This window comes from Nocardia sp. NPDC006044, assembly GCF_042871115.1.
Lineage (GTDB): Bacteria > Actinomycetota > Actinomycetes > Mycobacteriales > Mycobacteriaceae > Nocardia.
Window position 1 is genome coordinate 1,249,975 of sequence record NZ_JBIAID010000003.1, and the last position, 21,298, is coordinate 1,271,272.

At 68.8% G+C, this 21,298-nt stretch carries 19 protein-coding genes and 1 tRNA gene; 13 read left to right on the forward strand and 7 right to left on the reverse strand.

Translation table 11 applies throughout. From position 1 onward, the window contains the following. Positions 1 to 127 precede the first annotated feature (127 nt). From ACFYO1_RS30350 to ACFYO1_RS30360, 3 genes are read left to right on the forward strand one after another with little or no spacing between them, the layout of a single operon-like run. Positions 128 to 1,450, forward strand: a complete 1,323-nt coding sequence (locus ACFYO1_RS30350) for an NAD(P)/FAD-dependent oxidoreductase (protein ID WP_387238083.1) — start codon at positions 128 to 130, stop codon at positions 1,448 to 1,450. After that, positions 1,447 to 2,175, forward strand: a complete 729-nt coding sequence (locus tag ACFYO1_RS30355; protein WP_387238086.1) for a DUF1365 domain-containing protein — start codon at positions 1,447 to 1,449, stop codon at positions 2,173 to 2,175. The genes ACFYO1_RS30350 and ACFYO1_RS30355 overlap by 4 nt, the downstream gene beginning before the upstream one ends. Further along, positions 2,172 to 3,428, forward strand: a complete 1,257-nt coding sequence (locus ACFYO1_RS30360; protein ID WP_387238089.1) for a class I SAM-dependent methyltransferase — start codon at positions 2,172 to 2,174, stop codon at positions 3,426 to 3,428. The genes ACFYO1_RS30355 and ACFYO1_RS30360 overlap by 4 nt, the downstream gene beginning before the upstream one ends. 9 nt (positions 3,429 to 3,437) lie before the next feature. Here ACFYO1_RS30360 and ACFYO1_RS30365 read toward each other — a convergent pair whose 3' ends face one another. Beyond that, positions 3,438 to 4,799 carry a TIGR01777 family oxidoreductase gene (locus tag ACFYO1_RS30365; RefSeq protein WP_387238092.1) on the reverse strand — a complete coding sequence of 454 codons (1,362 nt, stop codon included), beginning with the start codon at positions 4,797 to 4,799 and terminating at the stop codon, positions 3,438 to 3,440. Between the two features lie 86 nt (positions 4,800 to 4,885). Here ACFYO1_RS30365 and ACFYO1_RS30370 point away from each other — a divergent pair, with 86 nt between their 5' ends. Beyond that, positions 4,886 to 5,863, forward strand: a complete 978-nt coding sequence (locus ACFYO1_RS30370) for an SDR family NAD(P)-dependent oxidoreductase (RefSeq protein ID WP_387238095.1) — start codon at positions 4,886 to 4,888, stop codon at positions 5,861 to 5,863. Positions 5,864 to 5,949: 86 nt separating this feature from the next. Continuing rightward, positions 5,950 to 6,756, forward strand: a complete 807-nt coding sequence (locus tag ACFYO1_RS30375) for a nuclear transport factor 2 family protein (RefSeq protein WP_387238099.1) — start codon at positions 5,950 to 5,952, stop codon at positions 6,754 to 6,756. A 53-nt stretch (positions 6,757 to 6,809) separates the two neighbouring features. Here the strand turns inward: ACFYO1_RS30375 and ACFYO1_RS30380 are convergent, their stop codons facing one another. Further along, a complete protein-coding gene (locus ACFYO1_RS30380; protein WP_387238687.1) occupies positions 6,810 to 7,697 on the reverse strand; it encodes a sterol desaturase family protein in 888 nt (295 codons plus the stop codon). Positions 7,698 to 7,916: 219 nt separating this feature from the next. Between ACFYO1_RS30380 and ACFYO1_RS30385 the strand changes: the two genes are divergently transcribed. The 3 genes from ACFYO1_RS30385 (at position 7,917) to ACFYO1_RS30395 (ending at position 10,440) form a co-directional block, all read left to right on the forward strand. Beyond that, a complete protein-coding gene (locus ACFYO1_RS30385) occupies positions 7,917 to 9,080 on the forward strand; it encodes a sensor histidine kinase (protein WP_387238690.1) in 1,164 nt (387 codons plus the stop codon). A gap of 2 nt (positions 9,081 to 9,082) precedes the next feature. After that, positions 9,083 to 9,748, forward strand: a complete 666-nt coding sequence (locus ACFYO1_RS30390) for a response regulator (RefSeq protein ID WP_387238693.1) — start codon at positions 9,083 to 9,085, stop codon at positions 9,746 to 9,748. A gap of 122 nt (positions 9,749 to 9,870) precedes the next feature. After that, a complete protein-coding gene (locus ACFYO1_RS30395) occupies positions 9,871 to 10,440 on the forward strand; it encodes a hypothetical protein (RefSeq protein WP_387238102.1) in 570 nt (189 codons plus the stop codon). A gap of 55 nt (positions 10,441 to 10,495) precedes the next feature. Here ACFYO1_RS30395 and ACFYO1_RS30400 read toward each other — a convergent pair whose 3' ends face one another. Continuing rightward, positions 10,496 to 11,299 (reverse strand): VOC family protein, encoded by an 804-nt coding sequence (locus ACFYO1_RS30400; protein WP_387238105.1) that lies wholly within the window; start codon positions 11,297 to 11,299, stop codon positions 10,496 to 10,498. A gap of 203 nt (positions 11,300 to 11,502) precedes the next feature. Between ACFYO1_RS30400 and ACFYO1_RS30405 the strand changes: the two genes are divergently transcribed. After that, positions 11,503 to 12,765: an MFS transporter gene (locus tag ACFYO1_RS30405; RefSeq protein WP_387238108.1), complete on the forward strand. Its 1,263-nt coding sequence runs from the start codon at positions 11,503 to 11,505 to the stop codon at positions 12,763 to 12,765. Positions 12,766 to 12,767: 2 nt separating this feature from the next. On the opposite strand, the gene ACFYO1_RS30410 is transcribed toward ACFYO1_RS30405, so the two are convergent. Beyond that, complete coding sequence (locus ACFYO1_RS30410; protein ID WP_387238111.1) at positions 12,768 to 13,388, reverse strand: NAD(P)-dependent oxidoreductase; 621 nt, start codon at positions 13,386 to 13,388, stop codon at positions 12,768 to 12,770. A gap of 102 nt (positions 13,389 to 13,490) precedes the next feature. Here ACFYO1_RS30410 and ACFYO1_RS30415 point away from each other — a divergent pair, with 102 nt between their 5' ends. Further along, on the forward strand, positions 13,491 to 14,189 hold the full coding sequence (locus tag ACFYO1_RS30415) for a TetR/AcrR family transcriptional regulator (RefSeq protein ID WP_387238114.1): 699 nt from the start codon (positions 13,491 to 13,493) through the stop codon (positions 14,187 to 14,189). A 200-nt stretch (positions 14,190 to 14,389) separates the two neighbouring features. Continuing rightward, entirely contained in the window at positions 14,390 to 14,836 is a 447-nt protein-coding gene (locus ACFYO1_RS30420) for a GNAT family N-acetyltransferase (protein ID WP_387238117.1), read from the forward strand. Positions 14,837 to 14,952: 116 nt separating this feature from the next. Here the strand turns inward: ACFYO1_RS30420 and ACFYO1_RS30425 are convergent. Beyond that, positions 14,953 to 15,026, reverse strand: a tRNA-Met gene (locus ACFYO1_RS30425). Positions 15,027 to 15,575: 549 nt separating this feature from the next. Here ACFYO1_RS30425 and ACFYO1_RS30430 point away from each other — a divergent pair. After that, positions 15,576 to 16,136: a transglycosylase family protein gene (locus ACFYO1_RS30430; protein ID WP_387238120.1), complete on the forward strand. Its 561-nt coding sequence runs from the start codon at positions 15,576 to 15,578 to the stop codon at positions 16,134 to 16,136. Between the two features lie 251 nt (positions 16,137 to 16,387). On the opposite strand, the gene ACFYO1_RS30435 is transcribed toward ACFYO1_RS30430, so the two are convergent. Then, a complete protein-coding gene (locus tag ACFYO1_RS30435) occupies positions 16,388 to 19,390 on the reverse strand; it encodes a UPF0182 family protein (protein WP_387238123.1) in 3,003 nt (1,000 codons plus the stop codon). A gap of 226 nt (positions 19,391 to 19,616) precedes the next feature. Between ACFYO1_RS30435 and ACFYO1_RS30440 the strand changes: the two genes are divergently transcribed. Continuing rightward, positions 19,617 to 20,225 carry a PPA1309 family protein gene (locus tag ACFYO1_RS30440; protein ID WP_387238126.1) on the forward strand — a complete coding sequence of 203 codons (609 nt, stop codon included), beginning with the start codon at positions 19,617 to 19,619 and terminating at the stop codon, positions 20,223 to 20,225. A 6-nt stretch (positions 20,226 to 20,231) separates the two neighbouring features. Here the strand turns inward: ACFYO1_RS30440 and ACFYO1_RS30445 are convergent, their stop codons facing one another. After that, positions 20,232 to 21,257, reverse strand: coding sequence for a PDZ domain-containing protein (locus tag ACFYO1_RS30445; RefSeq protein WP_387238129.1), 1,026 nt, complete (start codon positions 21,255 to 21,257; stop codon positions 20,232 to 20,234). Positions 21,258 to 21,298: the final 41 nt, after the last annotated feature.

Consider the following 21,298-nt stretch of genomic DNA (forward strand, 5'->3'; position numbering starts at 1 on the left):
CATAATCGACGCACTACCGGAACCGCACGGCGTGTCGGAACGGCGCCGCGGCCCGGTCGCTCGACCGCGGTGGCAAACCGCCGGCCACCCAGCTGCGGGTGACCGGCGACGAGGAGGAACAGAACAGATGGGCGAGCACAGTGCGCTGGGCGCGGACGGGGTCCGGCGGGTCGCGGTGGTCGGCAGCGGCGTGGCCGGGCTGACCGCGGCCTGGGTGCTATCGGGGTCAGCCGAGGTCACGCTCTACGAGGCGGACCGTCGACTCGGCGGTCACGCCGACACCCACCAGGTCGCCGGCCGCGACGGCGGCTCGATCGGCGTCGACACCGGGTTCATCGTGCACAACGACCGCACCTATCCGACGCTGCTGCGGCTGTTCGGCGAGCTGGGCATCGCGACCCAGGAATCGGATATGAGCATGTCGGTGCGCTGCGACGGTTGCGGCCTCGAATACGCGGGCGCCCGCGGGGCCGGCGGATTGTTCGCCACGCCAAGATCATTGGCGCGTGGCCGCTATCTGCGCCTGCTCAGCGAGGTGCCCCGATTCCATCGCCTGGCCCGCGCCGAGCTGACCCATACTGCCGAAACCGGCCGCACCCTGGCGGAATTCGTGTTCGCGTACGGCTTCTCCGACTACTTCGTCACGCATTTCCTCACCCCGCTCGTCGCGGCGGTGTGGTCGTGCGACCCGGACACCGCGTTGCAATACCCGGCGCGGTACCTGTTCACCTTCCTCGACCATCACGGCATGCTGACCGTGTTCGGCTCCCCCACCTGGCGCACCGTGACCGGCGGTTCGGCCACCTACGTCCGCGCGGTGGCCGAGCGACTCGGCACCGTGCGGCCCGGCACCCCGGTGCGGGCGGTGCACCGGCTCCCCGACGGTGTCGCGGTGCGCGATGACGCGGACGAGGTGTCGGTGTTCGATGCCGTGGTCATCGCCACCCACCCGGATCAGGCGTTGCGGATACTCGCCGAGCCGACCGGCGCGGAGGCGGAAATCCTTTCCGCCATGCCGTATTCGGTCAATCACACGGTGCTGCACACCGACGCGTCGGTGCTGCCGCGCGCCGCCAGGGCCCGGGCATCCTGGAACTACCGGCTGCCCTCCTGCACGGCGCGGACGGACCGGGTGCTGGTCAGCTACGACCTGACCCGATTGCAGCGGCTCGGCGACGAGCCGCGCTACCTGGTCACGTTGGGCGATGGGGATCGAGTCGATCCGGGGCTGATCATCGATCGGATGGTCTATCAGCATCCGCGCTACACCCCGAGTTCGGTCGCCGCGCAGCGCAGGCTCGGCGAAATCGGTTGTGCGCGAGTGGTCTTCGCCGGCGCCTACCACGGCTGGGGCTTCCACGAGGACGGCGCGCTGTCCGGGTTGCGCGCCGCCGAACGACTCGGTGCCAGATGGGCGGCCAAACCTGCTGCGACAGTGCGTACATCGTGAACACGACGGCACAGATCGTCCGCACGCGGATCCACCACCTCCGCCTGGCCCCGTTGCGGCACGAGTTCAGCTACCGCAGCTACAGCTGGTTGGTCGATCTGGACGACCTGCCGAAGCTGCCGCGCTGGCTGCGCCCGCTCGCCGGGTTCCGGGCCGCCGATCACCTCGGCGACCCGGACCGCACCCTGCGCGAGAACGTCGACAGCTACCTGGCCGCCCAGGGCATCGACCTGCGCGGCGGTCGCGTCCGGATGCTCGCCAACGCGCGAGTGCTCGGTTACGTGTTCAACCCGCTGACCCTGTTCTGGTGCCGGGACGACACCGGCGACCTGGTCTGCGTCATCGCGGAGGTGCACAACACCTATGGCGGCCGGCACCGCTACCTGGTGCGCACCGACGACCGCGGCGTCGCGACCACCGCGAAGAGCTTTTATGTCTCCCCGTTCAACGAGGTCCGCGGCGAATACCGGATGCGCCTGCCCGAACCCGCCGACCGGCTGCGGGTCGCCATCACCCTCATCGATGACCAGCCGATTTTCGCCGCCTCGATGACCGGCCGTTGCCATTCGGCCACCGTCCGTACCATCCTGCGCGCGACAGTGGCGGTACCCCTTGCCCCACTTGTGGTCTCGGCGCTCATTCGCAGGCACGGCGTGCAGCTCTGGGCGCGCGGCCTGCCTCTCGTTCCCCGCCCGGCCAAGCACTTCGAGGAGTATTCGCGGTGAGTATCCAAACACAGGTCACAGCATCACCCTCGGCGTACTGGCCCGACGTCGAGCGGGTGCCGGCGGGTGCCCGCGCCGCGATCGCCGCGGCGGTGGCGGACCGGCTGTTCCGGCGGGCCGTCCGCACGCTGCCGCTGCGGGTGGAGTATCCGGACGCAACGGTGCTCGGCGCCGGCGCGCAGGACGCGCCGCGGCTGATCCTGCACCGTCCGGCCGACTTCGCCGCCCGGCTCGGGGTGGGCGGGCTGATCGGCTTCGGCGAGTCCTACATGGCGGGTGACTGGTCGGCGCCGGATCCGGCCGCGACGCTCACCGTGTTCGCCGCGCACATCGACACGCTCGTTCCGGCGCCGCTGCGCGCGCTGCGCCGGCTCTACGTCTCGAAGCACCCGGCGGCCGAGCGCAACAGCGAGACGAACAGCCGGAGCAATATCGCCAGGCACTACGACCTGTCGAACAATCTGTTCGAGCTGTTCCTGGACGAGACGCTGACCTATTCCAGCGCGTTGTTCCCGGCCACCGCGCCGCCGCCGCGCTGGGCGGATCTGGCGGCCGCGCAGCAGGCCAAGATCGATCGGATTCTCGACCGCGCAGGTGTGGGCCCGGGCACCCGGTTGCTCGAAATCGGCACCGGCTGGGGCGAACTGGCGTTGCGCGCGGCCGCCCGCGGCGCGCAGGTGCGTTCGGTGACGCTGTCCACGGAGCAGCGCGCGCTCGCGCTGAATCGCATTGCGGCCGCTGGGCTTTCCGATCGCGTCAGCATCGATCTGCTCGACTATCGCCAGGTGCGCGGTGAATTCGACGCGGTGGTCTCGGTGGAGATGATCGAGGCGGTCGGCTACGAGTACCTGGAGACGTTCTTCGAGACCATCGACCGGGTGCTGGCGCCCGGCGGGCGCGCGGTGATCCAGGCGATCACCATGCCGCACCACCGCATGCTGGCCACCCGCCACACCTACACCTGGGTGCAGAAGTACATCTTCCCCGGCGGCTTCCTGCCGTCCACCCGGCTGCTCGCCGACGTGGCCGGGCGGCGCACCGAACTCGTTGTCCGCGAACAACTGTCGATGGGCGAGCACTACGCACACACGCTGCGGCTGTGGCAGCAGCGGTTCAACGCGCGCGCCGACCGGGTCGCGGAACTGGGCTTCGATCCGATCTTCCGGCGAATGTGGCGGCTGTATCTGGCGCACGCCGAGGCCGGATTCCGCTGCGGTTACCTCGATGTACACCAGATCCTGCTCACCCGCTGACCGTCCGGGTCAGCGGCCGGCGCGACCGAGCGGATGACCGCGACCGAGCAGATGACGCAGCGCCGAGGTGAGATCCGGTGTGCGGAACCGATGTCCGGCCTTGTCCAGCACGGCGGGCACGACCCGCTGGCTCGCCGCGGCGAGCTCACGCGCGCCTTGTTCACCGAGCAGCAACGCCGGCCCGAACTCGGGCACCGGGACCAGCGCGGGCCTGCGCAGCACGCCGGCCAGGATATGGGTGTATTCGCTGTTGCGCACGGGTTGCGGGGCAACGGCATTCACCGGACCGGACAGGGCGCCGTCCCACAGCGCGCGATAGTAGATGTCCACCAGGTCGTCGATGCCGATCCAGGACAGCCACTGCTCGCCGTCCCCGATCCGGCCGCCGAGGCCGGTGGCGAACAGCGGCCGCAGCAGGCGCAGGGTGCCGCCGCGCGGCGATTGCACGATGCCGGTGCGGATCTTGACGACTCGGACCCCGGTGGCGGCGTCGGCGGCGGACTCCCACGCGTCGACCACGTCGGCGAGGAAACCGTCACCGCGCGAGGCGTCTTCGAGCAGGCGCTCGTCGCCACGGTCGTAGCCGTAGTAGCCGACGGCGGACGCGCTGACGAAGGTGGGCACTCCGGCGCGGGCGGCCAGCGCCGCGAGCCGCTCGGTCGGCTCGATACGGCTGTCGCGGACGGCCTGTTTGTGTTCGTCGGTGAAGCGGCCGGCGATCGACGCGCCCGCCAGGTGCACCACCGCGTCCACCCCGTCCAGCAGGTTGGGCGCGGGATCGTCCGGGTTCCATTGCCGTTCACCGGATTTCGGTGCGTGCCGGACCAAGGGGACCACGGTGTGCCCGCCGGTGGTCAGGAACGCGGTCAAGGCCGAGCCGACCAGTCCGGATGCCCCGGTCACCGCGATGGTCTTCGCCGTGAAGCCCGCTCGGGCCGCGTCGGCGTGCGCGGCCAGATCGTCGGCGAGCTGGCGATAGCGGTAGTCGAACATCGGGCGCAGCACGAAGCCGGGGACCGGCGTCTCGACCCGGTCCAGCACCCTGGTGTGCGTGTCGTCGACGACCTCGAAGTCGTGGATGTGCCGCCAGCGCAGCAGCAGGCCCGCGGGCGCCGAGGCGAGACCGTCGACGGCGATCCGGTCGACGAATCGTTGCGGCGGGTCGTAGCCGCTCGGATCGTGCTTCGCCACCCAGCGCAAGCCACCCGGCAGGCCGAGCACGGCCTTGCCGTCGGCCAGCGAGGCGGCCTCGGCGAGCACCGACGCGGGCTGCCACGGCGGCGCGAGCCGCGCGAACGCGCCCGGCCGGGTGTGCCACTCGAAGACCTCGGACCGGGGTGCCGCGACGACGCTCGAACACTCGATGCCCATGCCTCGACTCTAGCGAGGTACCGGCCCATTGCAACGTTCATGCATCGTTATTGCTCCGCGATGCGGCTAGACAGGAGAATTGCTCCATGACCGATGCGTCCGGCGCGCCCGGCTTTTTCGACACCCTGCTCGACCGGACGATCGTGCCGGGGTACAGCCGTCTCGGTATCACCCTGCGCCGCCGTGGCTGGCCCGCGGACGACCCGCGGCCGGGCGCCCTGCGCGGACGCACGGCATTGGTGACCGGTTCGAATTCCGGTATCGGCAAGGCGATCGCGGCCGGGTTGGCCGGGCTCGGCGCCGCGGTGGTGCTCGCCGTGCGCGACCGTGCGCGTGGCGAACAGGCCTGCCGGGAGATTCGGGAAGCCGATCCGGCGGCCGAGGTCTCCGTGACGGTCTGCGATGTGTCCGACCCGAGTTCGGTGCGGGCCTGCGCGAACGAACTCACCGATCGGCTACCGAGCCTGGATGTGCTGATCCACAACGCGGGCGTGCTGCCGCCCCGGCGGATCGAGACCGCCGAGGGACACGAGATAACCCTGGCCACGCACGTCCTCGGCCCGCTGCTGCTCACCGAGCGGCTCGTCCCGCTGCTCGACGCCGCCGACGGATCGCGCGTCATCCTGATGTCCTCGGGCGGCATGTACGCGCAGCCGCTGGCCGTCGACGACCCCGAATACCGGCAGGGCCGGTACTCGGGCACCACCGCGTACGCGCGTACCAAACGCATACAGGTCGCATTGACCCCGCTGCTCGCCGAACACTATGCACCGCAGCATATCTCGGTGCACAGCATGCATCCCGGCTGGGCCGACACACCCGGCGTCACCTCGTCGCTGCCCGGCTTCCATCGACTCACGCGGCCGCTGCTACGCACGCCCGAAGAGGGCGCCGACACCGCGATCTGGCTCGCCGCGACCTCGGCCACGCTGCCCTCGGGCCGGTTCTGGGCCGACCGCAAGCCGCGCCCGGAGCACTACCTGCGCCGCACGCACTACACCCCGGACCAGGCCTGGCGGCTCTGGCTGTACTGCCGGGACGCCGCCGGACTCACCGTCGGCTAGGCCGATCGGGCGGCCGCGGCCGCGATCCGGCAATTGAAACTTGTTCTACCATGGGACGAGTCATCGTCGACATCGGAGGATTTGTCATGCCGCTGGAACCCTCGGCCGCCGAGCTGCTGACGGCCGTGCAGGCGTCCCCGCGCGCGGTCGCCGTGCACGACAAATCCGCGTGGGTCGACCTGTTCACCGCCGACGCCGAGGTCAACGACCCGGTGGGCGCCCGCCCGCACGTCGGCCGCACCGCCATCGAAGCCTTCTACGACACCTTCATCGGCCCCAACGGCATCGTCTTCCGGGTCGAGCGGGACATCGTGGCGCCGCCGATCGTGGTGCGCGATCTGACCATCGAGACCACCATGTCGACCGGCGCGCGGGTCTCGGTCCCGATGCATCTGCGCTACCAGCTGACCGAGCAAAACGGCGACTGGAAGATCGCACACCTGGCCGCGCACTGGGAGCTGGGCCCGATGATCGTGCAGCTGTTGCGCACCGGGCCCAGCGGGCTCGGCGCCGCGCTGCGCCTCGGTCCGCAGCTGATCAGCAACCAGGGCTTCGACGGCGCGCTCGGCATGCTGCGCGCGCTCGGCGGCATCGGACGAACCGGCCGCCGGGTGACCTCACGGCTGTTCGCCGCCGCGGGCAGCACGGACATCGTCCGCGTGCGCGGACTGCTCGGCCATTACGCCGTGGTCGAATTGCCGGCCGGCACACCGGTTTCGGTGGAGGAGTTCACCAATCGGGCGCGGAACATGCGCTGGGGCAAGCTGATCGCCGCCGGGCGCACGGTCACCGCGTCGGTCCGGTTCGGCGACACCAGGGGCGTCGCGTTCGTCGAGTTCGCCGAGGGCTCGCCGAACATCTCCACCCTCCGCTTCTTCCTGGACAGCGCCTGAGCGACTGCCGGACAAGGGAATCCGGGCGATGCCGAGCATCGCCCGGATCGCGTTCAGGTGAGCTGGACCGACTTCGTCCGCGGTGCGGGTTCCGGCGCGAGTTCGCGGTGTTCGGTCCAGCCGGGCGGCCCGAAGACGTAGCCGAGGCGGCCGCGCCAGGTGTCGGCGCCGCGGACGTCGCGGACGAGCCCGGCGAGTTCGTGGTAGTTGACCCTCAGCGGATTGCCGGTGCCGATGTTCTTGGTGAGGCCGTAGCGGATGGGTTCGGACTCCGCGGCGAAGCTGCCGAACATGCGGTCCCAGATGATCAGGATGCCGCCGTAGTTGCGGTCGATGTAGGGCTGATTCGAGCCGTGATGGATGCGGTGGTGGGCGGGGGTGTTGAACAGGAACTCGATCGGGCGGCCCAGCGTGCCGACGCGCTGGGTATGGATCGGGAACTGGTAGAGCAGGCCGATGCTCTGCAACAGGAAGATCATCCACACCGGGAAGCCCAGCAAAGCCGCAGGCACCCAAGCGATTCCGCGCAGGACGTTGGCCACCGGATGCACCCAGGGCAGGCGGATCGCGGTGGACAGGTTGAAGTGCTCGCTGGAGTGATGCACGCTGTGCGCGGTCCACAGCAGCCGGACCCGGTGGTCGGCGCGATGCGCCCAGTAGTAGCAGAAATCGGTGACCACCAGGCCGAGCACCCACACCCACCACGACGTCGCGGACAGGTGCAGCGGGGTGATCGCGGCGGCCGCCACCACGGCGGAGAACGGAATCAGGTACTGGGTCAACGGTTTCGCGATCCGGCCGAGGGTAAAGGTCGCGATGTTGGACGCGGTGTCGCGCGCCGATCCGCCGTTCGCCGGCCGGTCCGGATCGCGGCGATACGCGATCCACTCCACCAGCATGAACACCGCGAAGGCGGGCAACGCGTAGGTCAGTAGTTCCACTCGGTCCACGTGATCTCCTCGGATCGTCCGGCGTCGGATTTCGACGCTACGGGCGATGGCCTGCGTAAACATCGCGCCGCCGAGGGATTCAGCGTCCCCCGCGCGGGGGACGCGATCGGGCGCGGCGGCGGGCAGAGTTGTCGGCGGCCCGGTAACCGATCTGGCTAGGATCGCCCGCGACGGCTCCGACAACCCGAAGGCGGTGGCGAACTGTTGGATGTGAGCAGGTCGCTGGCCCGCCAGTCGCTGGTGGTCGCGGCGGTGGCGGCGCTGATCGACGCGGTCGCGATCGGCGTGTGCGGCATCTTCGGCGTCGCACCGTGGTCGACGGTGGCGGTGCTGGCGGGCATCGTGGTCGTCGATCTGGCCTTGGCCGCGCCGCCGCGCACGGCCGGCGCGGTCGCGGTGGCGCAGGTGCTGATCCGGCTGGTGGTCACCGGGCTGCTGCAACGGCACGGCTTCGACGGGCAGTTCGCCGGTGTCGGCCTGCTGGTCGCCGGGTACCGGACCGGCGCGTGGCTGGCCGGCCCGAAATCGGTGCTGACCATGCTCGTGCTGTGCGGCGGAGTCGCGGCGGCACATCTGCTCTCGCGCGATCACGCCGGGCACGACTGGCGGCTGCTGATCGCCTCGACGACGGCGGCGGGCTGCGTGCCGTGGCTGGTCGGCCGGTACACCGCGGCGCGTGGCGCCTACATCGCCGACCTCGAGCAGCGCGAGCGGCTGCGCAGGCAGGAGCAGCAGGTCGCGTTGGAGCGGGCGGTGACCGACGAGCGGGCGGCGATCGCGCGGGACCTGCACGATGTCATCTCCCATCATGTCAGCGCCATCGGCATCCACGCGGGTGCGGCGCGAATGGCCATGGCGGACACCGCGAACGGCGCGGCGACCCGATCGCTGGCGGCGGTGGAGTCGAGCAGCCGGGCCGCGATGGTGGATCTGCGGCGGCAGCTCGATCTACTGCACGGCCGCGACGACGAGGGGCAGCGCCAGCCCGGGCTGGCCGATATCGACGGGCTGGTCGAGCATGTCCGGGCCGCCGGGTTGAATGTCGAAGTGGCCGTGCGTGGTTCGGTGGTCGAGCTGCCGGAGTCGTTGGATGTCACGGTGTATCGGATCGTGCAGGAGATGCTGACCAACGCGCTGCGGCACGGGGACGGCGAGCACGCGCGGCTCGCGGTGGTGTATCAGCCGAACCGGGTGGTGCTGCGGGCGACCAACCCGATTCCGCCGATACCGGCGGTCAGCGACACCGCGGTGCCGCGCGGACTCGGCGGGATCCGGCGCCGCACCGAGCTCTTCGACGGCGAACTCGACTACGGTCCCGATGCGACCGGAACATCCTGGCACACTACGGTTTCCGTGCCGATCGGCGGGTCGTGACCATGCCGATCCGGGTGCTGATCGCCGACGACCACAGCATGTTCCGCTCCGGCCTGCGGGCGGTGCTCGACAGCCAGGCCGATCTGGACTGCGTCGCCGAGGTCAGCGACGGGCGTACGGCCATCGCCGAAACCGCAAGGCTGCGACCGGATGTCGCGATTCTCGATGTGCGCATGCCCAAGCTGGACGGGCTCGCCGCCACCGAGGCCATTGTCGCGGCGGGTGGCACGCACGTCCTGGTGCTCACCACCTATGACAGCGAGGCCAATCTGTATCGCGCGTTGCGGGCCGGCGCGAGCGGGTTCCTGCTGAAGAGCCTGCCGCCGGAAGAACTCGTCGGCGCCATCCGGATCGCGGCGCGCGGCGACGCGCTCATCGATCCGTCGATGACCCGCCGTCTGGCCGCGCGCTTCGCCACCACTCTCGCGCCGCCGCACACCCCGCCCGAGGTCGAGCAGCTCACCGCGCGTGAGCTCGAGGTGTTGCTGCTGCTCGCCGACGCGCGCAGCAATGCCGAGATCGCCGCGCAGCTCGGAGTCGGGGAGGAAACGGTGAAAACCCACGTCTCGCGCGTCCTCGCCAAACTGGGTGTGCGTGACCGCATCCACGCGGTCGTCTACGCCCACCAGCACGGCCTGGTGGCCCGCACGCCGCCCGGATCTCGCTGATCAGCGGCCTGCGGCGCGGACGGGAGGGAACGCGCCACGCCACGCCGAGGTCGCACCGAATCCGGCCGTTCGGACGTACGGTTAACCAGACTGGCTGGTCTTCTTCCATCGATGGAGGGCTTATGCGTAGGGATCGCCCCCGAGTCGTTGTCCTGGTTGCCGCGTGTGCGGCTCTGGTTTTGTCCGGAGCCGGCGGCGCGGATGCTCAGGACGTCAACGGTCGGGCACCCGGCGCTCGTTCGATCGAGAAGCCCGTCACCCACGCGCTGATCCAGCAGGCACGGCAGCGGGCCGCGAGCGCCCGGGATCGCGCCGCAGCCGCCGACCGCGCCACGGCCCCCGGTGCGAAAACCGATCGGAAGGCGAAGGCAGGCAGCCCGCGCGCGGCCATCCACACCGGAATCGACAGCGCGACGAAGGCCGCCGAGGCCGCCTCGACCGCCGCCACCGCCGCACAGGCCGCCGCCGACGCGGCGCGCGCCGCCTTGGCCGCGGTGCTCGCCACCGAGGACGCCACCGACAGCTTCCTCGGGGCCTTCGAGGCCGATCAAGCCGTCCGGGCCGCCGACAAGGCCGCCGCCGCGCCCGAGAATGTCGAACTGGCCAATGCCGCCGCGGCGGCGGAGAACAAGGCGGTCAAGGTGAGCACTCGGCGAACCGACCTGGCCGTCCCGCCGATCACGCAGCGATAAGAACGGGCCGGCGTCGAAACACCGGCCCTTCCTTGATCTTTCGCCGCGCTCCGGACTACGCGCCGGCCTGCGGTTCGGCGACGGTCGACGGATCGATGACGCCGAACGCCTCACCCTGCGGGCCTTGCAGCACGCTCATCCGGCCGAATGGGCTGTCGTGCACCCCCATCAGGACCGTGGCCCCCAACTCGGTGGCCTTGGCGACGGAGGCGTCGGTGTTGTCCACCTGGAACCAGGTCAGCCAGAACGACGGAGCGTCGCCGGGCGTCTTGCTCGCGTCGTTGACGCCGCCGACCGGAGCCCCGTCCTGAGTCAGCGCGAAGGTGGCGTAGACGAAGTTCTGGCCGTCACCGATTTCGGTGTAATGCCAACCGAATACGGCCGAGTAGAACTCCTGTGCCTGCTTGTACCGATCGGTGTGCAGTTCGTTCCAGCAGTACGCGCCGTCCTCGTTGTGGATGCCCGCACCGTTGTGCGCCTTGGCTTCCCACACGCCGAAGATCGCGCCGATCGGGTCCGCGGCGACGCACATGCGACCGACGTCGAGCACGTCGAACGGCGCCATCAGCACCGAACCGCCTGCCGCCGTAACCTTCTCGGCGATCGCGCCGGCGCTGTCCGCGGCGAAGTAGGTGGTCCACACCGAGGGCATGGCCATGCCGTCGGGCTTGGGCCCGATCCCCGCGGCCGGTCTGCCGTGACGTAGCGCCATCAGATAGCCGCCCGCGTCCGGCGGGCTATCCAGGATTTCCCAGCCGAACAGCTCCGCGTAGAACTCCCGGGCCCGCGCGGTGTCGTCGACCTGACTGTCGACCCAGCAGGGCGTTCCCTGCGACCAGCTTCCATCGTGCGTAGGCATATCCGTGGCCTCCTGACCTCGGTGTACTGACGTGCGGCCGGACGCGGCCTGCACGCGGCCAAGTCAACCACCGGGGCCCGCCGGACAGGGCGGAATCGGAGTTCCGGACGGGCACGTTCCGGCAACGGACGGGCAAGCGACACGAACCGGACACACCACGCTGATTTGTTGCCGGAAGGGGGCTTGATCAGGAGTATGGCGGGATGACCACAACATCCGACGTCGGCCGGGAACGGCTACGGCTGGACGAACTTCCGGTTCGTCCCATTCATCGCAAGCTGGTCGCGCTGGTCGGTGCCGGATTGTTCTTCGATCTCTACGAATTGTTCCTCGCCGGGACGATCACCGGGGTGCTGAAGCAGCAGATGCACCTGTCCACGTTTCAGCTCAGCGGGATCCTCGCGTCGGCGTTCGCCGGGCAGTTCCTCGGCGCGCTGGTGATCGGCCGGTTGTCGGATGTGTTCGGGCGGCGGCGCATGTTCATGGTGAATATCGCGTTGTACTCCGGGTTCACCCTGCTCGGCGCGTTCAGCCCGAACGTCGCCTTCCTGATGGCGACGCGATTCCTCGCCGGACTCGGGATCGGCGCCGAGATGACGGTGTCGGACACCTACCTCTCGGAGGTGGTTCCGCCGCAGGTGCGTGGGCGGATGATCGCCATGGCGTACACGATCGGCTTCTGCGCGGTGCCGACCGTCGGGTTCCTGGCCAAATGGCTGGTTCCGTTGCAGCCCTTCGGCATCGACGGCTGGCGCTGGTTGTTCGTGATCGGCGGGCTCGGCGCCGCGGTGGTGGTCGTCGCGCGCCGGGACATGCCCGAATCGCCGCATTGGCTTGCGCGACAGGCGAACAAGACGAAGGGTCTGCCGTTCAGCGCGATCGTCATGCCGCCGTACCGGGCCAGGACGACGCTGTTCTCCGCGGTGATGATCCTGCAGGTGTTCGGCTACTACGGTTTCGGCACCCTGGCGGTACTCGTGTTGGACCGCAAGGGATTCGAGGTGGTCACCTCGCTGAGTTACCTGGCCATCACCTATCTCGGGTACCCGCTGGGGTCGCTGCTGGCGATCCCGTTGATGGAGCGGATCGAACGCAAGTATCTCGTCATGGGGACCGCGACCCTGATGGCGCTGTTCGGCCTGACCTTCGGGTTCGCCACCAGCGTGCCGCTCATCCTGTTGTCGGGCGGGCTGTTCACCATCGCCAGCAATGTCTTCTCCGACGCCATCCACGCGTATCTGCCGGAGTCGTTCCCGACCGCGGTGCGCGGCACTGCGTCCGGCGCGACCTATTCACTGTCCAAGGTGAGCACGGCGCTGCTGCCGTTCCTGCTGTTGCCGCTGCTCGACCGGGCGAACGGGCCGGGGCTGGTGTTCTCGGTGATCACCGTCGCGCTGCTCACCATGGTCACGCTGGTCTGGGTGTGGGGGCCGGTGACCGGCCGGCGTGCGCTGGACGAGGTGTGAGGCTACTGCGCGAGCGTCGGCGCGGAGCGTGACCAGCGGTGGCCGTCCAGTTCTTCGACGATGAATCGAGCGACGTCGAGGACGGGCACTTTCCAACCGCCGCTCGGGGTTTCGCCGTTTTGGACCCGGTAGGCCGCGGTCGGCGGGTCGTCGGTCAGGCGGGTGGGGCGGACGAAGGTCCAGTCCACGGCGGATTCACTGATGATCGATTCCATCAGGCGCATGTCGCCGTAGAGCTCGTTCATCAGGGTTCGGGCGAGGCAGCGGTACCAGAGTGCGTGATTCGGGTCGTCGCGGCGGACGCCGCTGGAGGTGATGACGATCAGGCGGGACACTCCGGTCGATTGCATCGCGGGAACGATCGCGCGGGCGGCGTCGGAGTAGAGGCCGTGCGCGTGGCGGCCGGCTGGGCCGATCGCGCTGATCACCGCGTCGCGTCCCGCGACTACCGCGCGCACACTGTCCGGGTCACGAACGTCCGCGCGGGCCACGGTCAGCCGGTCGGCCGCTGAGAGCTTGGCCGGGTCACGGACCGCGGCGGTGACATCGTGACCGGCGGCCAGCGCCTCGGTCACGATTGCTCGACCCGCCCGTCCGGCCGCACCGAACACGATCACCTTCATGACAACTCCTCTACATGATGGACGATCACCGATCGTAACGATCACTGATCGTTGCGAACGATGCTCGCTCCGAGCACTGTTTGTCAAGCTAGGATTCGGCGCATGCCCGGCTCCCCTCGCCCCAATCCCCGCACCAGTCCCGCGAAGGCTCCGCTGAGCCTCGACGCGATCGTGGCCGCGTCCCTCGACCTGGTCGACGAGCTGGGCTGCGCCGCGGTGAGCATGCGCCGCGTCGCCCAGGTTCTCGATACCGGCTCGGCGTCGCTCTATGTCTACGTGCACGACCGGCGCGAGCTGATGCTGCTGACCCACGACCTGGCCGTGGCCGCGGTCGAGCTGCCTGCCGAAACGGACGGTGACTGGCGCGCCCGCCTGGAACTTCTCGTCGAACGCACCGTCGCCGCCCTGGCCACGCACCGCGACCTCGCCGCCGTCGCGTTCACCGAAGCCCCCACCGGACCACACATCCTGCGACTGGTCGAAGAGATGCTGCGCCTCCTGCGGGTCGGTGGGATCCGCGACGCCGCCTGCGCCTGGGCCGTCGACCTACTGCTCCAATACATCGCCTCGGCCGCCCTGGAGGCCGCCGCACGGGCAGCCACCGACAAACCGGCCGAATCCCTGGCTGACACCGCCACTCGACTCGATGCCACCTACCAGGCCCTACCCGCCGGCGACTACCCCACGATCCGCGAACTCGCCCCGCTGCTGACGGTCGGCGGCACCGCCCGCGAGACCTGGAAGCTACAGGTCATCCTCGACGGCATCCGCACCCGCGACGCCGCCCAGCAACACACCTAGCCACCGCACGCGCGACGCCGACGAGGCCACCTCGCCACCGGCGGCGCGTTCACTCACGACCCCGCATGCCTGCCGAGTCGGCGCACCGTGCGCGACTGAACCAAGATCTGGGCATCGCTCACCCGCCGGCCAGTGGACTGGCAGAGTTGAGGCGAAGTGGACCTCGGCCGAGGCGGTGGGGCGGCGCTAGCGTCGGTTCCATGCCCGAGATTCGTGAAATCAGTGCAGATCGGACCAAGTTGGCGGCGGCGACGCTGCTCGAGTTGCGGCCGCGGTGGGGCACGGTGGACGCGCTGGTCGACTTCGTCGACACCGACCTCCGGCCGCGCGGCTACCGGCTCGCCGGCGTGTTCGCCGGGAGGGGCGACACGGCCGTCTCGGTGCTGGGCTTCCGCGAGGCGTGGCACAGCGCGTGGGGACATCACCTGTACGTGGACGACCTGATCACCGCGTCCACCGCGCGCGGTCACGGTTACGCGGATCTCCTGATGGCGTGGGCGAAGCAGGAGGCGCTGCGGCTGAACTGCGAAGGCGTCCATCTGGATTCCGGTGTCGGCCCCGACCGGGCCGCCGCACACCGCCTCTACATGCGCCACCATCTGCACATTTCCGCTCACCACTTCACAGTGTCGGCAGACGGCCTCTGAACGACCGCTCGACTGCCCACTCGCCTTGGTCGTCGCCGCACTGACAAGCTGAGCAATCGACCGGCGGGAAAAAGAAGAAGGGCCCGGAACTGTGCGTTCCGGGCCCTTCTTCGTTGTAGCGGGGACAGGATTTGAACCTGCGACCTCTGGGTTATGAGCCCAGCGAGCTACCGAGCTGCTCCACCCCGCGTCGGTAAACACAACATTACACACGGGTTCACGCGGACGCCAAATCGCCTGGTCAACGGTCGTATTCATGACCTCGCAGGCAGGCTCGCCCCGGCGTGCGCGGGCAAAAATCGAGGGCGGAGAGCCGGGTCACACCGGCTCGCAGCGACGCCCACCGCGCCATGCGAGCGCGATCTGCCATGTGCATGGGCCAATCACCGTCCGCGGCAACCGGTTAAACGTGATCCGGGTCACAATAACGTGGTGATCTCGAACACATAACCTTGCTATAACAGACCGTCCAGAATGCGTGTCGGCGGCATTTGCGACCTGCGCAAAGGGCCATATTCGGGTTATTCGCATCATGGAATGCGAGTGTTATCAAGACGTGATCTGCCGAGATTTCTTCGTTACCGTGCGTTCACGGCCCGGATCATCCGTGAAGGGCTCGAACTCGAACCGCTCGAATACCGGCGACCCTGCCCCGCGGCTCGAGGATCCCCGACAACCTGGGGGCAGGGACCGGCGGCTTTTTCGCCGAGTTGGTAGGCGCAGGGAGGGAAATGCACTTATGACTGAGAACCGGAAGTTCAACGCTCGCGCCCTCGGCTTTGCCGCTGTTACCGGCGCCCTTGTTGCCGTCCCGTTCGCACTCTCCACCGCGACCGCATCGGCCGCGCCCGCCCACAACTGGGACGGCGTCGCGCAGTGCGAGAGCGGCGGCAACTGGGGGATCGCCACCGGCAACGGCTACTACGGCGGCCTGCAGTTCTCGCAGAGCACCTGGGCGGCCAACGGCGGCCACGGCTCTGCCAACAATGCCAGCAAGGAGGAGCAGATCCGGGTCGCGGAGAACGTGCTCGCCACGCAGGGCCAAGGCGCCTGGCCGGTGTGCGGCCAGTACCTGAAGCCGGGCACCTCCGAGCCGGAGCCGCAGGCCGTGCAGGAGCCGGAGCCGGCTCCCGAGGCCGCCGCACCCGCCCTCCCCGCCGTCCCCGGCAGCCCCAAGGCCCTGGTCGAGCAGGCCAAGTCGCTCGGCAGCGATCTGGCCAAGCAGCACGGCCTGGACGCGCAGTTCCAGCAGATCCTGGACCAGAACGGCGCGCTGATCGAGTCGATCGCCGGCCGCTGAGTCTCGGCCGAGCCCGAATCGGCGCTGCTGTCCCCGAGGGGATAGCAGCGCCGATTCGTTTATGCACACCGCTGTATGGCGATCCGGCCTCCGCACCATCCGGATATAGCCGCGTTTGAATTTGTTTTGCTACCAATGTTTCATACGCTGTGAATAGATCGGCATCGCATTCGAAGCCGGAAAGCCATTTACCGTAACGAAATACGCCGCCATCTTCGTGATGGCGGCGTATTCGTTCGGTTATCGGGTGGTCAGCGCCCGGCGTCCTGGTACGCCTTGACCGCCGCGTCCAGCTCGTCCAGGGCCCGGCCGAAGTCCTGGAAGTTGCCCGTGCGCATGGCATTACGCACGTTTTCGATCTTCTGGTTCAGCGCCGCGGCCGCGGCATCCTTGGCCGCCGACGAACCGGCCGGCGGCGGGGTGCCCGGGTTCGGCGGCGGAGTACCGGTGTTCGGCGGCGGGGTGCTGGTCTCGGCCGGCGGCGTCGGAACCGAACCCGGCCGCGGTCGCGTACCCGAGTCACCACCGAAAGGCGTTGCCAGCGCGCCACTTCCGGGCAGCACCTGATTCAGCGCCTCGGCCAGGGTCGAGGCGTAGCCCACCTTCACGCTGCCCGCGTCGTCCCGATAACTCACCAGCACGCGCAGCAGCTGCGGGAAGGTCGCGGTGTTCGCTCCGGTATTGCGTTCGTTGTAGAACGGCTCCACGTAGAGGATGCCGCCGTCGGCGATCGGCAGGGTCAGCAGGTTGCCGTATTTGATCTTGTTCGAATTGGACAGCAGCGTCTTCTCCCGCGAGACCTCCGGCGCGGTCGTCATGCGGTTCTGCGTCTGCTGCGGGCCGAGCGTCTGAGTATCGGTCGGCAAGCGCAGGATGGTGAATTTGCCGTAGTCGTCCGGATCCGACCGCACCGAGATATAGGCCGACAGGAACTGCCGGTTGTAGCCGACCATCGCGCTGGTCAGATTGAAGACCGGCTTGTTCCCGCCCTTCGGATCGCCCAGCAGCACATAATACGGCGGCTGGTTGGCCGGCGCCCCGCCGTCGATCGTCGGGTCGGCGGCCACCGACCAGAAGGCGTTGTTGGTGAAGAACTCGCGCGGATCGTCGACGTGGTACTTGGTCAACATCTCGCGCTGCACCTTGAACAGGTCTTCCGGGTAACGGAAGTGCGCGCGCAGCTCCGGCGTGATCGCGCTCTCCGGCTCGACCGCCCCGGGGAACACCCCGCGCCAGGCCTTCAGCACCGGATCCTTCGAGTCCACCTCGTACAGCTTCACCGTGCCGTCGTAGGCATCCACGGTGGCCTTGACCGAGTTGCGGATGTAGCTGACCTGCTTGCGCGGCAGCAGCCTGCCGGTCTTCTTGTCGATGCTGTCCTCGACCCCGTCCAGCGAGGTCTTCTGCGCGTACGGGTAGTCGTCCAGGGTCGTGTACGCGTCGACGATCCACTGGATCCGCCCGTTGACCACCGCCGGGTAGGCGTTGCCGTCGGTGGTCAGCCACGGCGCGACCTTCTGCACCCGGTCGCGCGGATCGCGGTTGAAGATGATCTTGGAGTCGTCGCCGATGGCCGAGGAGAACAGGATGTTGCGCTCGGCGTACTTGGCGGCGAAGGCGAGCCGGTTGAACCAGTTGCCGATCGGCACGCCGCCCTTGCCGTCATAGGTGAACTGCGCGGTGTCGGAATCGTATTCGCGCGGCCGCTGGGCCTCCTTCGCGCCGACGATCGCGTAGTCCGGGCTGGCCTGCGAGATCACCTCGCCGAAGTAGATGCGCGGCTGGTCGACCTTGATCCGCTGCTTGTCCGGCGGCGTGAACAGGTCGCTGACCATGAAGATCGGGTAGCCGCTGTCGCTGCTGCCCCCGGTCGCGTTCGGGTCGTCGGTCTGCGGCTTGTTCACCCGGTTCGCGGGCGCGGCGACGAAACCGTTGCCGTGCGTGTAGACCGTGTGCTGGTTGATCCAGTCCTTCTGGTTACCGCTCAGCGCGGCCGGCGAGAGCTCGCGCGCCGCCACGATGTAGTCCTGCACATCGCCGTCGAGGTTGTAGCGGTCGATGTCCAGCGACTCCGGGAAGCCGTAGAAGTTCTTCAGCTGGCGCAGCTGAGTGAAGGTGGGCGACAAGATGTTCGGGTCGAGCAGCCGGGCGTTGCCGATGGTCTGCGCGTCGACCGGAACCTGCAGCGGGCTCTTGTTGCTCTCGCCCTTGTAGTCCTGATACGTGATCTTGTCGTCGGTGATGCCGAACGCCTGCCTGGTGGCGGCGATATTGCGCTGGATGTACTCGCTTTCCTTGTCCGCGGCGTTCGGGCGCACGGAGAACTGCTCGACCACCAGCGGCCACACCGCGCCGACCAGGATGGAGGACAGCACCAGCAGCGCGGCGGCCATGGCGGGCACCCGCAGATCGCGCAGCACGATGCCGGCGAAGAAGGCGAGCGCGCAGATCACCGCGATGGACAGCAGGATCAGCTTGGCCGGCAGCACCGCGTTGATATCGGTGAACGAACCACCGGTGAAGGTGGGCTCCTTACGGCTGCTCATCAGCAACTCGTAGCGGTCGAACCAGTAGGCGATCGCCTTGAGCAGCACGAAAAGCCCGGCGATGACGGCCAACTGGATGCGCGCGGCGCGGGTCAGCGTGCCCTCGCGGCCACTGAGCCGCAGCCCGCCGAAGACGTAGTGCGTCACCAGGCTGGCGAAGAACGCGATGACCACCGCGACGAACAACCAGTTCAGGATCATCCGGTAGAACGGCAACTCGAACGCGTAGAAGCTGACGTCGAGATGGAACTGCGGGTCCTGCTCGCCGAACGAGCTGCTGTTCAGGAACAGGTTGACGGTGACCCAATTCGACTGCGCCACCAGGCCGGACAGCAGGCCGAGCAGCACCGGGATACCGACGCCGAACAGCCGAAGCCGACTCATCACGGTGGTGCGGTAGCGCGCGATCGGATCGTTCGGTCCCGCCACCGGCACGAACACCGGCCGCGACCGATAGGCGAGCAGCAACGCCAGCCACACCACCACACCGACGAAAATGGCGACGCCGAGGAACAGCAGGATCCGGGTCCGCAACACCGTGAGATACACGTTGCGGAAACCGACCTCGCCGAACCACAACCAATTGGTGTAGGTGTCGGTCAGTCGTGGACCGAGCAGCAGCAACGCCGCGAGGGCGATCGCCGCCAGCAGCAGTACGCGGCTGCGTCGGGAAAGCGAAGGTAAGCCGGTGGGGGGCCGCATGCCCACGATGCCACTCTCCAAGGTCCGGCGGTACTCGCGCCGATACGTCCGGCCGAGATGCCGCAGTCCGATGTTGCGGGTGGTCCTCTCGGACCGTCCGGCCCCACTCTACGGAATCGGACACCGATGCCATGCCCTGCCTATTGTTCGACGCTCACGAAACTTGCCCGCGATGGTCGGCGGAGTGTGAAGCAGCGGGTTTGTGGATTGCCCGCGCCGTTCGTTTGATTGGATGTTCACCGTGACCCCCGCAGATCTGCACGCCGAACTCGTCCTCGCCCGCTCCGTCCGCGAGGTCGCCGAATTCGTCGACGCCGAAGGGTGGGGCAGACCGCCGCAGATGTTCGCGCTGGTGCCCACCAGCGATCTGATCGCGGCCCAGCCCGAGCTGGTCGACGAGGTCGACGAGGCGGCCGAGCTGACTCCCGTTGCCCAGGAACTGTTTCCGGACGACATCACCGGCGGCTCGGTGGCGCTCGACGACTTCCTCGCAACCACCAGCTGGCCGCCCGCCGTGCAGGGCTGCGTGCTGGTGCAGGAGATCGTGGTGCTGCCGCCGGACGCCGAATCCACCCTGGACGAGGCGCTGGTGCCGCTGCTCGCCGATCACGAGGCGGCCGACGCCGCCGCGCGCGCCGCGGCCGACGCACACCCGGAGCGGCGCGAGGCCCGGCTGTTCGCCGCGGTGCTGCGCGAGGGCGCGTCGCTGTGCCTGCTGCAACTGCGTCCCGAGGAGGACGAGGACGACTTCGGCGACCTGGACCTGCGCACCTACCCGAACCTGGCGCCCAACCTCATCGACGCGCTGCACGCGACGCTGGAGTGGTCCGGGCTCGACTGACCCGCGTCAGCCGCAGCTGACCGGTTCCTTGCCCGCGTTGAGGTCGTTGAGCGATTGCACGGCGCCGGTGAGGTTTTCGACCTTCACCAGGCGCAGGCCTTCGGGCGTGCGCTGCTTGGCCTCGTTGCAGTTGGCGGCGGGGACCATGAAGGTCTCCGCGCCGGCCTCACGCGCGGCCATCATCTTGTACTGGATGCCGCCGATCGGCCCGACCTTGCCGTCCTGATCGATGGTGCCGGTGCCCGCGACGAACTTGCCGCCGTCCAGCTCGCCGGGGGTGAGCTTGTCGATCAACGCGAGGCTGAACATGAGCCCGGCCGACGGGCCGCCGATGTCGGCGAGGTTGAAGTCCACCTGCAACGGCGGGCGCGCGCCCTCCCCCGGCGTCACGCCGAGGTAGCCCTTGTCCTTGTCGTCGGGCCGGGCGCCGAGGGTCACCTGCACGGTCTGCTCGGCGCTCTCCCGGCGCACCTGCAGGGTCAGCTGCGCGCCGGGCGGCTGCGCGGACACGGCCGTCACCACGTCCTTCGGCGCGGCGATCGGCGCACCGTTGATGCTGATGATCTCGTCGCCGGGTTTCAGCGCGTCCTTGGCCGGGCCGTCCTCTGCCACCTTGCGCAGCAGCACCACGGTCGGCATGTTCAGGTAGTGCAGCGAGGCCACCTCGGCGTTGCTCTCGGAATCCTTGAAGTCCTGCTGGTTGGACTTGTCGATCTCGTCCCGCGACACCCCGGGCGGGTAGACCTCGGCACGCGGCACCAGGCCGTGCTTGCCGCTCACCCAGAAGCCGAATGCCTCGAAGATGCTCAGCCCGTCGCGCACCGACACCGTGGTCATGTTCAGGTGGCCGGTGGTCTGATCCACCTCCGCCCCGCGGACGTCGACGACCTCCTTGCCGTCGACCTTGCCGAGCGTGTTGAAGGTGGGGCCGGGGCCGAGTGCGACGAACGGCACAGTGAGCACGGTGCCGAGCGCGCCGAGCACGAGCACCGGGATCAGAGCGGCCACCAGGGTGAGGATCCGACGATTCACCTGGACCACAGTAGTGATGGCCGCCGTGCGCGGACGGCGGA

Coding starts and splice junctions, on each gene's coding strand:
- ACFYO1_RS30415 (WP_387238114.1), top strand. CDS start 13,491: ATGCCCGGCTCCCCTCGCCCCAATCCCCGCACCAGTCCCGCGAAGGCT.
- ACFYO1_RS30405 (WP_387238108.1), top strand. CDS start 11,503: ATGACCACAACATCCGACGTCGGCCGGGAACGGCTACGGCTGGACGAA.
- ACFYO1_RS30395 (WP_387238102.1), top strand. CDS start 9,871: ATGCGTAGGGATCGCCCCCGAGTCGTTGTCCTGGTTGCCGCGTGTGCG.
- ACFYO1_RS30400 (WP_387238105.1), bottom strand. CDS start 11,299: ATGCCTACGCACGATGGAAGCTGGTCGCAGGGAACGCCCTGCTGGGTC.
- ACFYO1_RS30410 (WP_387238111.1), bottom strand. CDS start 13,388: ATGAAGGTGATCGTGTTCGGTGCGGCCGGACGGGCGGGTCGAGCAATC.
- ACFYO1_RS30350 (WP_387238083.1), top strand. CDS start 128: ATGGGCGAGCACAGTGCGCTGGGCGCGGACGGGGTCCGGCGGGTCGCG.
- ACFYO1_RS30375 (WP_387238099.1), top strand. CDS start 5,950: ATGCCGCTGGAACCCTCGGCCGCCGAGCTGCTGACGGCCGTGCAGGCG.
- ACFYO1_RS30420 (WP_387238117.1), top strand. CDS start 14,390: ATGCCCGAGATTCGTGAAATCAGTGCAGATCGGACCAAGTTGGCGGCG.
- ACFYO1_RS30365 (WP_387238092.1), bottom strand. CDS start 4,799: ATGGGCATCGAGTGTTCGAGCGTCGTCGCGGCACCCCGGTCCGAGGTC.
- ACFYO1_RS30430 (WP_387238120.1), top strand. CDS start 15,576: ATGACTGAGAACCGGAAGTTCAACGCTCGCGCCCTCGGCTTTGCCGCT.
- ACFYO1_RS30440 (WP_387238126.1), top strand. CDS start 19,617: ATGTTCACCGTGACCCCCGCAGATCTGCACGCCGAACTCGTCCTCGCC.
- ACFYO1_RS30370 (WP_387238095.1), top strand. CDS start 4,886: ATGACCGATGCGTCCGGCGCGCCCGGCTTTTTCGACACCCTGCTCGAC.
- ACFYO1_RS30390 (WP_387238693.1), top strand. CDS start 9,083: ATGCCGATCCGGGTGCTGATCGCCGACGACCACAGCATGTTCCGCTCC.